This window comes from Mesorhizobium sp. M0208 (assembly GCF_040322015.1).
In the GTDB taxonomy this organism is placed as follows: Bacteria; Pseudomonadota; Alphaproteobacteria; order Rhizobiales; family Rhizobiaceae; genus Mesorhizobium.
In genome coordinates, this window is sequence record NZ_JAMYSP010000023.1 from 36,576 (window position 1) to 49,696 (window position 13,121).

The 13,121-nt window shown below is 61.2% G+C and carries 14 protein-coding genes and 1 tRNA gene; 9 read left to right on the forward strand and 6 right to left on the reverse strand.

What is annotated here, in order from left to right; genetic code table 11:
* The first annotated feature begins 7 nt into the window (after positions 1 to 7).
* Genes secDF through NKJ17_RS21900 form a run of 3 tightly spaced genes read left to right on the forward strand, consistent with a single transcriptional unit; the run spans position 8 to position 3,818 of the window.
* The gene (secDF, locus tag NKJ17_RS21890; protein WP_352505853.1) at positions 8 to 2,560 is read left to right on the forward strand and encodes a protein translocase subunit SecDF; all 2,553 of its coding nucleotides are present in this window, start codon (positions 8 to 10) and stop codon (positions 2,558 to 2,560) included.
* Between the two features lie 15 nt (positions 2,561 to 2,575).
* Positions 2,576 to 2,965, forward strand: a complete 390-nt coding sequence (locus tag NKJ17_RS21895) for an Mth938-like domain-containing protein (RefSeq protein WP_352505854.1) — start codon at positions 2,576 to 2,578, stop codon at positions 2,963 to 2,965.
* Positions 2,966 to 2,990: 25 nt separating this feature from the next.
* Complete coding sequence (locus NKJ17_RS21900; protein WP_502896052.1) at positions 2,991 to 3,818, forward strand: phytoene/squalene synthase family protein; 828 nt, start codon at positions 2,991 to 2,993, stop codon at positions 3,816 to 3,818.
* 63 nt (positions 3,819 to 3,881) lie between these two features.
* On the opposite strand, the gene NKJ17_RS21905 is transcribed toward NKJ17_RS21900, so the two are convergent.
* The 5 genes from NKJ17_RS21905 to NKJ17_RS21925 all read right to left on the reverse strand — a co-directional run bounded on the left by NKJ17_RS21905 (position 3,882) and on the right by NKJ17_RS21925 (position 6,661).
* Positions 3,882 to 4,214, reverse strand: coding sequence for a type II toxin-antitoxin system RelE/ParE family toxin (locus tag NKJ17_RS21905; RefSeq protein ID WP_352505856.1), 333 nt, complete (start codon positions 4,212 to 4,214; stop codon positions 3,882 to 3,884).
* A complete protein-coding gene (locus NKJ17_RS21910; protein ID WP_352505857.1) occupies positions 4,198 to 4,488 on the reverse strand; it encodes a type II toxin-antitoxin system ParD family antitoxin in 291 nt (96 codons plus the stop codon). Before NKJ17_RS21910 ends, NKJ17_RS21905 begins: the two co-directional genes overlap by 17 nt.
* Positions 4,489 to 4,559: 71 nt before the next feature.
* Positions 4,560 to 5,969, reverse strand: a complete 1,410-nt coding sequence (trmFO, locus tag NKJ17_RS21915) for a methylenetetrahydrofolate--tRNA-(uracil(54)-C(5))-methyltransferase (FADH(2)-oxidizing) TrmFO (protein ID WP_352689951.1) — start codon at positions 5,967 to 5,969, stop codon at positions 4,560 to 4,562.
* A 362-nt stretch (positions 5,970 to 6,331) separates the two neighbouring features.
* Positions 6,332 to 6,472 carry a DUF1127 domain-containing protein gene (locus NKJ17_RS21920; protein WP_023678914.1) on the reverse strand — a complete coding sequence of 47 codons (141 nt, stop codon included), beginning with the start codon at positions 6,470 to 6,472 and terminating at the stop codon, positions 6,332 to 6,334.
* A gap of 48 nt (positions 6,473 to 6,520) precedes the next feature.
* Positions 6,521 to 6,661: a DUF1127 domain-containing protein gene (locus tag NKJ17_RS21925; RefSeq protein ID WP_254818335.1), complete on the reverse strand. Its 141-nt coding sequence runs from the start codon at positions 6,659 to 6,661 to the stop codon at positions 6,521 to 6,523.
* Positions 6,662 to 6,883: 222 nt separating this feature from the next.
* Here NKJ17_RS21925 and NKJ17_RS21930 point away from each other — a divergent pair, with 222 nt between their 5' ends.
* Positions 6,884 to 8,002: a DUF2157 domain-containing protein gene (locus NKJ17_RS21930; protein WP_352689952.1), complete on the forward strand. Its 1,119-nt coding sequence runs from the start codon at positions 6,884 to 6,886 to the stop codon at positions 8,000 to 8,002.
* Complete coding sequence (locus tag NKJ17_RS21935; protein WP_352689953.1) at positions 7,999 to 8,583, forward strand: GDYXXLXY domain-containing protein; 585 nt, start codon at positions 7,999 to 8,001, stop codon at positions 8,581 to 8,583. The genes NKJ17_RS21930 and NKJ17_RS21935 overlap by 4 nt, the downstream gene beginning before the upstream one ends.
* Before the next feature lie 89 nt (positions 8,584 to 8,672).
* On the opposite strand, the gene NKJ17_RS21940 is transcribed toward NKJ17_RS21935, so the two are convergent.
* Positions 8,673 to 8,757: transfer RNA gene (locus tag NKJ17_RS21940), tRNA-Leu, on the reverse strand.
* A 342-nt stretch (positions 8,758 to 9,099) separates the two neighbouring features.
* On the opposite strand from NKJ17_RS21940, the gene tig reads away from it, so the two are divergent.
* The 4 genes from tig to NKJ17_RS21960 all read left to right on the forward strand — a co-directional run bounded on the left by tig (position 9,100) and on the right by NKJ17_RS21960 (position 12,904).
* Positions 9,100 to 10,575: a trigger factor gene (gene tig, locus NKJ17_RS21945; RefSeq protein WP_352689973.1), complete on the forward strand. Its 1,476-nt coding sequence runs from the start codon at positions 9,100 to 9,102 to the stop codon at positions 10,573 to 10,575.
* Positions 10,576 to 10,736: 161 nt separating this feature from the next.
* Positions 10,737 to 11,258 carry a hypothetical protein gene (locus tag NKJ17_RS21950; protein ID WP_352689954.1) on the forward strand — a complete coding sequence of 174 codons (522 nt, stop codon included), beginning with the start codon at positions 10,737 to 10,739 and terminating at the stop codon, positions 11,256 to 11,258.
* Between the two features lie 212 nt (positions 11,259 to 11,470).
* Positions 11,471 to 11,824, forward strand: a complete 354-nt coding sequence (locus NKJ17_RS21955) for a c-type cytochrome (protein WP_502896050.1) — start codon at positions 11,471 to 11,473, stop codon at positions 11,822 to 11,824.
* A gap of 147 nt (positions 11,825 to 11,971) precedes the next feature.
* Positions 11,972 to 12,904, forward strand: a complete 933-nt coding sequence (locus tag NKJ17_RS21960) for a heme o synthase (RefSeq protein ID WP_352479773.1) — start codon at positions 11,972 to 11,974, stop codon at positions 12,902 to 12,904.
* Positions 12,905 to 13,121: the final 217 nt, after the last annotated feature.

Genomic DNA, 13,121 nt, shown 5'->3' on the forward strand with positions numbered 1-13,121 from the left:
AGAACTGATGCTTTATTTTTCGCGCTTCAAGATGATCCTGATCTGGCTGGCCGTGGCCGCCACAGTGGTCCTCGCTGCGCCCAACCTTTTTTCCGCCAGCACGCTGGCCAAGTTGCCCGACTGGGTGCCGAAGCGGCAGATGACGCTCGGCCTCGACTTGCAGGGCGGCTCGCACATCCTGCTCAGGATGGATCCGAACGATCTGATCAAGGATCGGCTGGAGACGACGCGCGACGAAATCAGGACGCTGCTGCGCGATGCCAAGATCGGCTATACCGGCCTTTCCGGAACGGGCCGCACGGTGCAGGTCCGCATCACCGATCCCGCACAGATCGACGCTGCCAAGACAGCCTTGAAACCATTGACCAATCCGGTGGCCGCAGGCCTGTTCAGCGGCGGCTCCATCCAGGAGATGACGCTGGATGATTCCGAGCCCGGCCTGCTCAAATTCTCCGTCACCGATGCGGGAATCAAATATCGCACCTCGACGGCGCTGACGCAGGCGATCCAGGTTGTCGAGCGTCGTGTCAACGAACTCGGCACCACCGAGCCGATCGTGCAGCGCCAAGGCGACGACCGTATCCTGGTGCAGGTGCCTGGTCTGCAGGATCCGCAACGGCTGAAGGAAATTCTTGGCCAGACTGCCAAGCTGACCTTCCAGATGGTCGACCAGTCGATGCCGGTGCAGGATGCGCTGAACGGCCGCCCGCCGCCGGGATCCTCGGTGCTGTATTCGCAGGACGACCCGCCGGTTCCGTACCTGATCGAGAACCGCGTCATCGTTTCCGGCGAAAACCTGGTCGATGCCCAGGCGACGTTCAATTCCCAGACCAACGAGCCGGTTGTTTCGTTCCGGTTCGATTCGAAAGGGGCGCAGCGGTTCGGCCAGGCGACGGCACAGAATGTTGGCAAGCTGTTTGCCATCATCCTCGACAATCAGGTGATTTCGGCGCCGCAGATCCGTGAACCGATCCCGGGCGGCACCGGACAGATATCGGGGAATTTCACCGCCGAGAGCGCCAACGATCTCGCCGTGCTGCTGCGCGCCGGCGCCTTGCCAGCGACGCTGACGGTAATCGAAGAGCGGACGGTGGGGCCGGGACTTGGCCAGGACTCCATCCATGCCGGCAAGGTCGCCGGCATCATCGGGTCGATCCTGGTGGTGGCATTCATGTTCGTCGCCTACGGTTTCCTCGGCTTCCTCGCCAACATCGCGCTGGCGGTGCATGTGGCGATGATCGTCGGGCTGCTGTCGCTGCTTGGAGCGACACTGACCCTACCCGGTATCGCCGGTATCGTGCTGACCATCGGCATGGCGGTCGATTCGAACGTTCTCATCTATGAACGCATCCGCGAGGAGCGACGTGCCGGCCGCTCGGTCATTCAGGCAATCGATACCGGTTTCAGCAAGGCGCTGGCGACCATCGTCGATTCCAACGTGACCTCACTGATCGCGACCGTGGTGCTGTTCTGGCTCGGAACCGGGCCGGTGAAGGGCTTTGCCGTCACCTATGCCATCGGCATCCTGACCACGGTCTTCACCGCCTTCACCTTCACACGCCTGCTCGTGTCGATCTGGCTTCGCCGCGCCCGTCCGAAGGAGTTGCCGCGGGCGCCTGTGACGTTCATTCCACCAGGCACGAAAATTCCGTTCATGGGTATCCGGCGCTGGACGTTCACACTGTCCAGCGTGCTTTCGGTGCTGTCGGTCATCGGCTTCATGACCATCGACATAAATTACGGCATCGATTTCAAGGGCGGCTCACTGATCGAGGTGCAGTCCAAGGTCGGCAATGCCGATCTGGCCGACATCCGCGGCAGGCTGACGGAACTTAATATCGGCGAGGTGCAGGTTCAGCAGTTCGGCGAACCGAACGACGTGCTGATCCGCGTCGGCACGCAGGCGGGCGGCGAGAACGCTGAGCAGACCGTCATCGACAAGGTGCGCGGCGAGCTGCAGGATCAGTATGATTTCCGCCGCGTCGAAGTGGTGGGGCCGACGGTCTCGGGCGAGCTTGCCAAGCAAGGCACCATCGCCATGCTTATCGCGCTGCTCGGCATCCTGATCTATGTCTGGTTCCGCTTCGAATGGCAGTTCGCGGTCGGCGCCATCGTTGCGACCGTGCACGACGTGGTCATGACGATCGGCTTCTTCGTTATCACCGGCCTGGAATTCAACCAGTCGTCGCTGGCGGCGATCCTTACCATCATCGGTTATTCGCTCAACGACACCATCGTCGTCTATGACCGCGTTCGCGAGGATCTGCGAAAATACAAGCGAATGCCGCTGCCGCAACTGCTGAACAACGCCATCAACGAGACGCTGTCGAGGACGACGCTGACCTCGGTGACGACGATCCTGGCGTTGCTGGCGCTGGTGCTGTTCGGCGGCGAGGTGATCCGCTCGTTCACCATGGCGATGCTGTTCGGCGTCGTGTTCGGCACCTATTCGTCGATCTTTATCGCCGCGCCACTGCTTATCCTGTTCAAGCTGCGGCCGCAGGCCACAGCGTCCGATGAGGAAAAGCCGGTGGGCGGCGGCAAAGCCATAGCTACCTGACGGCTTGCCTCAAAAGTGGCCAAGGGCATCGTCATCCGCGAGGCGCATTTCCCGGGCCGCGCACCGATCGAGGCTTACGGCAATGGCGGTTTCCGCTTTGCCGACATGTCGCATCGCGGCTCGCTGCTGTGCCTGCCTTCGGGCATCTATGGCTGGGAGCCGGCCGATCCGTTGGCGCTGACGGCAGCGGATTTCGCCAAGCTGTTCAACGAGGCCGCCAAGGTTGAGATCCTGCTGGTTGGCAGCGGCAAGGATCTGAGACCATTGCCTGCCGCGCTGCGTACGGCACTGAAAGAAGCGGGCATTTCCGCCGATCCGATGTCGACGGGGGCGGCGGTGCGGACCTATAATGTGCTGCTGGCGGAAGATCGCGCCGTGGCCGCAGCGCTCATCGCCGTCGACTGACGTGGCCGAAAACACCAAACTCGTCATGGAGACGGTGCGTGCCGCCGACCATGACCGCTATCTCAGCGTGCTCTATGCGCCCGAGAACAAGCGTGACGCGCTGTTTTCGCTCTATGCCTTCAACGCCGAAATCGCCGGCGTACGCGATCGCATCCACGAGGCGCTGCCGGGCGAGGTGCGGCTGCAATGGTGGCGCGACGTCATCGCCGCCGAAGAGGATCGGACTCAGATCGGCCATCCCGTGGCGGACGCGCTGAGGACGGCGATTTCCGCTCACCGCCTGCCTAAGGCCGCTTTCGACAATATGCTCGAAGCGCGCATCTTCGATCTCTATGACGATCCGATGCCGTCACGCACCGACCTCGAAGGCTATTGCGGCGAGACTGCCGCAGCACTCATCCAGCTTGCGGCGATGGTGCTCGATCCGGTCCAAGCGCCGCGCTTTGCCGATCTTGCCGGCAGGGCAGGTTGTGCGCAGGCGATGACCGGTCTCCTGCTTCTGCTGCCGCTGCATCGCAAGCGGGGACAGTGCTTTGTCCCGGCCGATATTTTGGCTGCGGCGGGATCGTCGCCGCAAGAGTTCGTTACAGGTGACGGCGGGCCGGGCGCGGAACGCGCGGTCGCCGCGATGATCGCGCTGGCACGCGAGCATCTTTCCGCTTTCGAGCAGGGGGCGTTCGCTCTGCCGGTTTCACTGCGCCCGGCCTTTCTGCCGCTGGCTCTGACGCGCGCCTATCTCGACCAGATGGACGGCTCCCGCCATTCACCGCTTGATGGCGCGGTACGGCTTTCGGCCTTGCGCCGGCATTGGCTCTTGTTCCGGCGTGCGACGCAAGGCTGGCCGGCTGTGTGAAGGCTGATTGCTAATGAGGAAATCCGGCCTGCGGCGAGCATCGGCCCGGCTGAGTAGTTTCCATCATGATGGATCACTTGATCCGCCATCGCGCATCAGCATTTCATAGTCGCGACCGCCATAGAAGATGTTGACGATGCGGACGACATCATCGTCGACAACATAGGCGGGTGATAGCCGAGTGCTCGAACGGCACCGTTCGCAATCCTGGCGCAATGTCGCCGCGCGGCTGGCCGCCACGCGGTGCATTGCCGATGTTTTGACATCGATCTTCGATGCGCAGGACGATTTCAATGCAACGTCAGGATTTCCACCAGTCTCAACAATATGCCGGAAAATATCGGCCAAATTATTTTGGGCGTCTTCGCGATATTCGACCTCAAGGCGCCGAATCATCGGCGCGGCTCGAATACTGCGCGACGAATTCCCTAAGACGGGCACGAACTTCTTCGCCTGAAAGGTTTGGCCTTGTGTCCTCGATCGAGGCCTTCACGCGCGCCCGGATCGAGGCCATGCGCTCGGCATGTTCTTCCTCTTCGCGCTGGAAGGCGCGAAGAGCCGCGCGGACGACCTCGCTCGCCGATCCGTAGGAGCCGTCCTCGACCTTTTCGCGGATCATTCGCGCCATGGCGGGTGTTACGGTGACGGACAGTTTCTCAGCGGATTCCATGGGATTTGGCTCGCGATACAAAGTAGGATATTATCCTACTTCTCCGCCGCGAAATCCGCAAAAACCGAGATCTATTCCGCAGCTTGCGCTGTTGCAGGCAGCCCCAGCCATTCGCGGCAGTCGGCGAGCGCGCGCGATGTCACCGCGTGCCGCTTGGCGACCGTCTTGTCCTTGCCGCGCAGCCGCTTGCCTTCGATCTTTGGCGCCTCCACGGGCGGGAACAGGCCGAAATTGACATTCATTGGCTGGAAAGAGCGCTTTCCCGGCTCGTCGTCAGAGACAATATGGCCACCAGTGATGTGGTTGAGCAGCGCGCCGAAAGCGGTGGTCAAGGGCGGCAGGGACGGCGCATGGCCAAGCCTTTCGGCGGCGGCGAAACGCCCGGCGAGCAGGCCGATGGCGGCACTCTCGACATAGCCCTCACAGCCGGTGATCTGGCCGGCAAAACGCAAGCCGGGCCGCGACTTCAACTGCAGCGAAGCGTCGAGCAGCGTCGGCGAATTGATGTAGGTGTTGCGGTGCAGGCCACCGAGGCGGGCGAATTCGGCGTGTTCCAGCCCGGGAATGGTGCGGAATATGCGCACCTGCTCGGCGTGCTTCAGCTTGGTCTGGAAGCCGACCATGTTATAGAGCGTGCCCAGCGCATTGTCCTGGCGAAGCTGAACGACGGCATACGCCTTTACAGACGGATTATGCGCATCGGTCAGTCCCATCGGCTTCATCGGCCCGTAGCGCAACGTCTCGACGCCGCGCTCGGCCATCACCTCGATCGGCAGGCAGCCGTCGAAATAGGGCGTGCCTTCCCACTGCTTGAATTCGGTTTTCTGGCCGTCGACCAGCGCCTGCACGAAGGCAAGGTACTGCTCCTTGTCCATCGGGCAGTTGATGTAATCCTTGCCGGTGCCGCCGGGGCCGACCTTGTCGTAGCGCGACTGGAACCAGCAGATGTCCATGTCAATCGTGTCGAAATGGACGATCGGCGCGATGGCGTCGAAAAAGGCGAGCGCGTCGGCGCCGGTCGCTTCCGCGATCGACTGGGCGAGCGACGGCGCGGTCAGTGGACCGGTGGCAACGATCGCCTGGTCCCACTCCGCCGGCGGCAGGCCGGGCACTTCCTCACGCTGGATGGTGATGAGCGGGTGGGCTTCGAGCGTTCTGGTCACCGCTTCGGAAAACCCGTCGCGGTCAACGGCAAGCGCACCGCCGGCCGGCACCTGATGCGCGTCGCCGGCGCTCATGATCAGCGAACCGGCGAGCCGCATTTCGGCATGCAGCAGGCCGACGGCATTGGTTTGCGCATCGTCGGAGCGGAAGGAATTGGAACAGACGAGCTCGGCCAGCCCGTCGGTCTTGTGCGCGTCGGTACCGCGGACGGGACGCATTTCATGCAGGACAACGGGAACGCCGGCTTCGGCCGCCTGCCAGGCGGCTTCGGAGCCGGCGAGACCGCCGCCGATGACGTGAATGGGATTTTTGCTCATGAGCGCCGAAATAGTCGCTTGGCGCAAGGATTGCAATTGCATGGCTGACGGGGGAAGCCGCCCCAAAAACAACAACACCCGCCGGGGGAGGAGGTCCGGCGGGTGTCGTTTTGTTGGTCGATCCTCGGGAGGAGGTGAAGATCGACCGTATTCGTCATTGCCGGGGAGGAGGTCGGCTTTGACGAAATTCTTTTCGCCATTTGAAGGGCGCGAAACCCTTTTAGAAACAACCTGGAAACAGCGCCCGCCGGGGGAGGAGGTCCGGCGGGCGCCGTTTTTGTGGTCAACCCTCGGGAGGAGGTGAAGGCTGACCGTATCCGTCAGGGTCGGGGAGGAGGTCGACCCTGGCGAAATTCTTGTGGTTAGATCGCCCTGCGGGCGACCATCTTGATCTCGTCGCGGACGATGCCGAGATCGTTGAGCTGGCGGTTCGACAGGCGACCCAGCTCGGTAACCGTCTCGCGGTAGACGCGCCAGTTACGATAGTTGCGGATCAGGTTCATTGTCGTTCTCTTTTCAAAACTGGTTCGGACCATTTGCGGCCCGAAGGATTAGACCGACTTGCGGGCGACGTAGTGAATGTCGCTGCGGCTGATGCCGAGATCGGTCAGTTCACGGGTGCTCAGGCGGCTCAGCTCGGACACGGTGTCCCTATAGCGGCGCCAGTTGCGATAGTTGCGGATCAGGTTCATGGTAGTCTCGTTTCGTCTTTCTTTCGGATCATTCCGTCTTTGTGTGCACCGTGAAAATAGGTGGGGTCATATCGATTTAAAAGCGCTATTGGTGCATGGCAGCAATGCAATTTGTGCAATGCAACATTAACGCGCGTCCGGTTTTCCGCCCAGATCGGAAAAATGCCGTTAGGTCAAACGCTTGGCCGGACAAGCTAAAAGGACCAAGCAGAGGGGAGGGGCATGGCGGGCTATTCGTCACGGGTCAGGTCGGATATCGCACGATGGCAACAGGCCGGCCTGATCGATGCGCCGACAGCCGTTGCGCTGACGCGCGACGTCGAGGCAAACGAACGCAAATCGCTGAGTTTCGGCTCGATCCTGGCGATGATGGCGGCGCTGCTGTTCGGCGCCGCTATCCTCATCTTCATCGCCGCCAACTGGGAAGTCATCCCGCGGTTGGTGCGGGTCGCGGCACTTTTTGCCGTTATCCTTGCCGGCTATGTCGGCGGGGCGGTGCTGAAGATGCGCGACCATGCGGCGATCGGCGAGGCGCTGTGGATCGTCGCGGCAGCAGCGTTCGGCGGATCGATCGCGCTGATCGGCCAGATGTATCATTTGTCGGGCGACGAGGCCTCGGCCTTGATCACCTGGGGCGCCGGTACGGCGCTGGCGGCGGTGGCGCTGCGTTCAAACCCGCTGACCGTCGCTGCCGTCGGCATCGCCGATGCCTGGCTGTTCCTGAGAGGGTTCGACTACTTCCGGCGCACGGAATTTCCGCATCTCTTCGTGGTCATGGCGCTAATTCTGTTCGCCGTTTCGTTCTGGACGCGCAGCCAGGCGGCGCGCCACCTGATCATCCTGTCGGTCCTTTTCTACCTCGTGCTGTTGGCCATGGAATATGACACGCTGCACGTCGCCATCCCGCTCGTTGCCGCATCGGTGCTGCTTTTTACCGCTGCGATCTTTGCTGCCGGGCCGGTCGAGAGGGTTTTGCAACTCGGCGGCAGGTTGCCCTTGCACGCGCTGATCGGCTTTCTCACCGGCCTGGCGATGATCCAATTCGAACTGGCGGATGAAAGCAGCTACAATGGCGGCTTCGCCATTGCCTCGGCTGTTGCGCTGGCCGGCATCGTCGCGGCGATCGTGCTGGGCGGCCGCGAGAGCCGGGGACTGCGCTGGGTTGCTTATGCGGGCTTCGCCTTCGAACTCGCCATCATTTATGTGGTGATGCTGCAATCAATGCTCGACACGGCAGGCTTCTTGCTTGCGGCGGCGGTACTTCTCGCCGTTCTTGCTTTCATTATCATCCGCATAGAAAAGCGCATGAACGCCTCGAACATGACAGGAGCGGCGGCATGATGACCGGCAAAAGACTGATCATCTCGGCGCTGGTCCTGGCGCTCGTCCAGATCGGCTTTCTGAGCTGGATCATCGCCGGACGCGCGGCGATCCTGCGCGATGGCAAGCAGGTCCTGCTCAGGGTCGAGCCGATCGATCCGCGCGATCTCTTGCGCGGTGACTACATTCTGCTCGGCTACGATATTTCGCGCATACCGGTGAAACTGATCGGCAACATTCCGGCCGGCAAGCTTTCCAGCGAGGAAACGTCGATCGTGGTCAGGCTGAAGCAGGGCGCCGATGGCTATTGGGGGCCGACCGCGGCTTGGTTCGGGCAAGCGCCGGCGCCGGCAGCATCCGGTGAAGCCGATATCGTCGGACACGTCTCCGAGGGCTGGGATATCAGCCAGGGAGCAACGACGATCGCGCCGGAGTACGGCATCGAGCGCTTCTATCTGCCGAAAGGCGAGGGGATAGCGATCCAGAACGACATGCGGGTGCGGCCGTTCGGCATCCGCGTGGCGATCGCGGCCAACGGCACGGCGCAGATCAAGGCGCTGGTGGACGGCGACAAGACACTGTTCGAGGAGCCGCTTTATTAGATCGCTACTGCCTTGCCAATGACCCTCCTTCGCCAGGGCTTCGGAGGAGCTTCGAGTGGCCTGCCACCCGAAGCTCGAAGAGCGAAGGGTGGTGCGGATGAAGGGACTCGAACCCCCACGCCTTTCGGCACTGGAACCTAAATCCAGGGCGTCTACCAATTCCGCCACATCCGCATTGCCCGGCCAATCCCATGTAGCCATCATTCTGTCAATGTCAGAGCCCACATCGGCATCATTGGCCGGAATGCAAAGATGGTTGAAAATCGGCCGCGCCTGTGACAAAAGGCGTGTCGAATGTGACGGGACGCGACGATCCGCTTCTGCAGAATGTGATAAGAAGTAGGAAAAACAAAGACTTATTCACATTTTGGAGCGTATTTCTGGAGGATTTGTGCCGCGCTGAGCGGACAGATCGCCAAGTCCCGCACCAAAAGCCATTCCCGGCAAGATCATACCGGCAGGCTGTAAACGGCAGGGGCCGTTTGACGGCCTCATTGGTGGAACAAAGGTTTTATGATGCAGGTCACCGAAACGCTCAACTCCGGTCTCAAGCGCGAGATCAAGATCACCGTGCCGGCTGGTGACATGGAAGCCAAGCTGATGGCGCGGCTCTCCGATGCCAGGAACAAGGTCCGCATCAACGGCTTCCGCCCCGGCAAGGTGCCGGTGCAGCATCTGCGCAAGGTCTACGGCAAATCGTTCATGGCCGAAGTGGTCAACGAGATCCTCAATGACTCGACCCGTTCGATCATCACCGGGCGCGGCGAAAAGGCTGCCATGCAGCCCGAAGTGATCATGACCGAGGACGAGAAGGAAGCCGAGAAGATCCTGGCAGGCGGTGCCGACTTCGAGTTCCGCCTGAACTATGAGGTCATTCCGCCGATCGAGATCAAGGATTTCTCCGACATCAAGGTGACGCGCCAGGTGTTCGACGTGCCGGATGAAGAGATCGACGAGCAGGTCAAGCGTGTCGCTGAATCCGCCCGCACTTACGAGCCGAAGACCGGCAAGGCCGCCGAGGGCGACCGCGTGACCATCGATTACGTCGGCAAGATCGACGGCGAAGCCTTCAACGGCGGCGCCGGCACCGATCAGCCGCTGGTGCTCGGCTCGAAGGAATTCATCCCCGGCTTCGAGGACCAGCTGGTCGGCAGCAAGGCCGGCGACGAGAAGCAGGTCACGGTTACCTTCCCGGAAAACTACCAGGCGACGCATCTGGCCGGCAAGGAAGCCACTTTCGACGTGACCGTCAAGGAAGTGTCGAAGCCCGGCGAACTTGAGATCAACGACGAGATGGCCAAAAACCTTGGCCTGGAATCTCTGGAGCGCCTCCGCGAGGTGGTGCGCGGTCAGATCGAGAACCAGTTCGGCTCGATAACGCGCCAGAAAGTCAAGCGGCAGTTGCTCGACCAGCTCGACGCTGCCTACTCGTTCGAGGCGCCGTCCAAGCTCGTCGAGGCCGAGTTCAACAACATCTGGAACCAGGTCAATCGCGATCTCGAAGCTGCCGGGCGCACCTTTGCCGACGAAGAGACGACGGAAGAAGAAGCGCGTGCCGAATATATGCGGCTTGCCGAGCGCCGCGTGCGTCTCGGCCTGGTTCTCGCCGAAATCGGCGAGAAGGCCGGCGTCACCGTGACGGACGAGGAACTGCAGCGCGGCCTGTTCGAGCAGGTACGCCGCTATCCGGCCAACCAGCAGCAGGAAGCCTTCGAATTCTATCGCAACAATCCCGAAGCGCTGAACACGTTGCGCGCGCCGATGTTCGAAGAGAAGGTGGTCGACCATCTGCTCGGCCAGATTTCGGTCACCGATGTCAAGGTCAGCAAGGAAGAGCTGCTGGCCGACGACGAGGATACGGAGACAACCAAGGCCAAGCCGGCGAAGAAGGCGGCTGCGAAAAAAGCGGACGCAAAGAAGGCCGACGACGACGCCGAAGAACCGAAGAAAAAGGCCGCGCCGAAGAAGAAGGCCGCCAAGGACGCTGAATAACGTTCCTGCTGAATTCCGAAAGGCCGCCTTCTCGAGGCGGCCTTTTTCGTTGTGGCGCAGACGCAACGGATTTCACGTATCTGGCGGTCGAGGTAGCGATACGAAACTTTGATGATTATCTGCGCTGGGTTGCGAAATCGCAGCGGTTGTTGGAGGCATCGTTGAGACAGTTCTTCGGTATCGGAAGCGTGGCGGCGGCGTTCCTGCTTGCGTCGGTCTGCGGCAGTGCCCAGGCTGATACGGTTCTCGCCAACTGGCGGTTCGACAAGAGCAGCGATGGCCTTGTCACCGCCTCGCTTTACGCGACCAACAAGCTCATCACCGGCGGCGGCGCATTGAGCTACAGCCCGGTTTTGACGATCGCCTGCCGGACAGCCGGCGAACCGCGTTGGAGCGAATGGCTGCAGCTGAGCGACACCGTTTCCGCCAGCCGAACCATCGCCATGTCGGTGACTGTCGACCAATCCGCCAAGCTCAACGAAAGCTGGTCGGTCGGGCCGCACAGCAAGATGCTGGTCCGCGACGGTGCTGACGGCATCAGGCGACTGATTTCCGCGGACCGGCTGCTGCTGTCCTGGCGGTTCGGGCTGCTGTCGGGGCGCGGCAAAGCCGAGTTTGACCTCGCCGGAGTTGAAGAGGCGGTCGGCCGGATCGCCGCCACCTGCAACACCAAATTGCCTTGAGCGGATTGTCCGCATTAATCCATTGCATGATCGAACTCTACCTGCCGGCCGGGTTCCGTGGTATGTAGGTGCCGCAACTCCAGGCAGTGGATATCCGTTCTGCCATTCAAGAGCGCATGCCAGCGGACTAAAGGTGGGCCTGCGCAGGTCAGCCAGGGCAAATTGGCGATCAGGGAGGAAATGCCATGCGTGCCATTGTGTTTTTTATCGTAATGTCCGTCGCCACCGTCATTGCCGGCCCCTCGCGGGCACAGGATGCGGCGGCGGGTGAGAAGGTCTTCGCCAAATGCAAGGTCTGCCACGTCGCAGACAAGGACCAGAACAAGGTCGGTCCGTCGTTGAACGGCGTCATCGGCCGAACGGCCGGCACGCATCCAGGGTTCAGCTATTCCAAGGCCATGACCGAGGCCGGCAAGTCGGGCGTCAAATGGGACGAAGCCACGCTGACGACCTACCTTCGCGATCCCAAGGCGATGGTCAAAGGAACGAAGATGGCGTTCGCCGGCCTCAAGAAAGACGAGGACATCGCCAATGTCATCGCCTACCTGAAGCAATTCTCCAAATAGCGCGGCTCTTCCGCCGGATCTTGGTATCGCAAACAGGTCGAGGCATAGCCTCGGCCGCAATCTGCCGGCAGTGTCGGTGGTGAGGGCGGCTCGTTGCAAAAAAGACATTGGCCGGCTAGGCTGCCGTTCCCATCGGTGGTCGTCTGAATGTCGACTGAAGAAAGCCGTCTCAAGGATACCGGCATCCGCCTCTCGGAGGCGACGGCGGGCGATTTCATTGCGCTCTTGAAACCGCGGGTCATGGCGCTTGCCGTGTTTACTGCCTTCGTCGGCCTGATGATGGCGCCCGGCGTGATGAATCCAGTTATCGCCGTAATCGCCATCGGCGCAATCGCGGTTGGAGCGGGAGCCGCCGGCGCGCTCAATATGTGGTACGACGCAGACATAGACGCCTTGATGTCTCGCACGTCCAAGCGACCAATTCCGTCCGGTCGCGTCACGCCTGGCGAAGCTCTCGGCTTCGGTCTGGTGCTTTCCGCACTGTCGGTCATGACGCTCGGCGTGTTGGTGGGGTGGCTCGCCGCATCGTTGTTGGCGTTCACCATCTTTTTCTATGTCGTTATCTACACAATGTGGCTGAAGCGCTCGACGCCACAGAATATCGTCATAGGCGGCGCGGCAGGTGCCCTTCCTCCGGTGATCGGGTGGGCGGCCGCAACAGGCGCAATAGGCATTGAAAGTCTCATTCTGTTTCTGATCATTTTCCTTTGGACGCCGCCTCATTTCTGGGCGCTGGCCCTTTTCAAGGTCGGCGACTATGCCGCGGCGGGCATCCCGATGATGCCGAATGTGGCCGGCCAGCACTCGACCAGAAAACAAATCTTCGCCTATTCGTTGCTCTTGGCGCCAATCGGCGTGCTGCCTTGGGGCTTCGGCTTCGCGAGCGGATATTACGGCACTGCTTCAGCCGCGTTGGGTGCAGGTTTCATTTGGCAGGCTTGGAAGGTTCTCGTCGCCGACAAGGAGATGAAGCCGGCAAAGGCGCTGTTTGCGTATTCGATTGTCTATCTTTTCGCAATATTTGCGGCGTTGCTTGCCGACACCATTGTAATGCGAGTGATCGCTTCAGCCGGCTATTGACTCCGGCTCAAAAAATCACGTTGGCAGAGCACAAAATCCCAGCAACAGCAGAATAACGACGCCAAGGCCGAGTATGAGAACTGTCCTTCCGTCCATGACCTTCACCTTCGACTAGAAGAGCATATCGAAGAACCACGTCCGTAGCTAGTCGGGCTACCCGGGACCTCCTACTCCCGGGCCTTCCTACAAAGCGCGACAAGTCCCCCGCATGAGAGTA

What these genes read in the sequence shown, in the direction of transcription:
- secDF (WP_352505853.1), top strand. Translation starts at nt 8, where the DNA reads ATGCTTTATTTTTCGCGCTTCAAGATGATCCTGATCTGGCTGGCCGTG.
- NKJ17_RS21900 (WP_502896052.1), top strand. Translation starts at nt 2,991, where the DNA reads ATGGAGACGGTGCGTGCCGCCGACCATGACCGCTATCTCAGCGTGCTC.
- NKJ17_RS21905 (WP_352505856.1), bottom strand. Translation starts at nt 4,214, where the DNA reads ATGATTCGGCGCCTTGAGGTCGAATATCGCGAAGACGCCCAAAATAAT.
- NKJ17_RS21910 (WP_352505857.1), bottom strand. Translation starts at nt 4,488, where the DNA reads ATGGAATCCGCTGAGAAACTGTCCGTCACCGTAACACCCGCCATGGCG.
- trmFO (WP_352689951.1), bottom strand. Translation starts at nt 5,969, where the DNA reads ATGAGCAAAAATCCCATTCACGTCATCGGCGGCGGTCTCGCCGGCTCC.
- NKJ17_RS21920 (WP_023678914.1), bottom strand. Translation starts at nt 6,472, where the DNA reads ATGAACCTGATCCGCAACTATCGTAACTGGCGCGTCTACCGCGAGACG.
- NKJ17_RS21925 (WP_254818335.1), bottom strand. Translation starts at nt 6,661, where the DNA reads ATGAACCTGATCCGCAACTATCGCAACTGGCGCCGCTATAGGGACACC.
- NKJ17_RS21930 (WP_352689952.1), top strand. Translation starts at nt 6,884, where the DNA reads ATGGCGGGCTATTCGTCACGGGTCAGGTCGGATATCGCACGATGGCAA.
- NKJ17_RS21935 (WP_352689953.1), top strand. Translation starts at nt 7,999, where the DNA reads ATGATGACCGGCAAAAGACTGATCATCTCGGCGCTGGTCCTGGCGCTC.
- tig (WP_352689973.1), top strand. Translation starts at nt 9,100, where the DNA reads ATGCAGGTCACCGAAACGCTCAACTCCGGTCTCAAGCGCGAGATCAAG.
- NKJ17_RS21955 (WP_502896050.1), top strand. Translation starts at nt 11,471, where the DNA reads ATGTCCGTCGCCACCGTCATTGCCGGCCCCTCGCGGGCACAGGATGCG.
- NKJ17_RS21960 (WP_352479773.1), top strand. Translation starts at nt 11,972, where the DNA reads ATGTCGACTGAAGAAAGCCGTCTCAAGGATACCGGCATCCGCCTCTCG.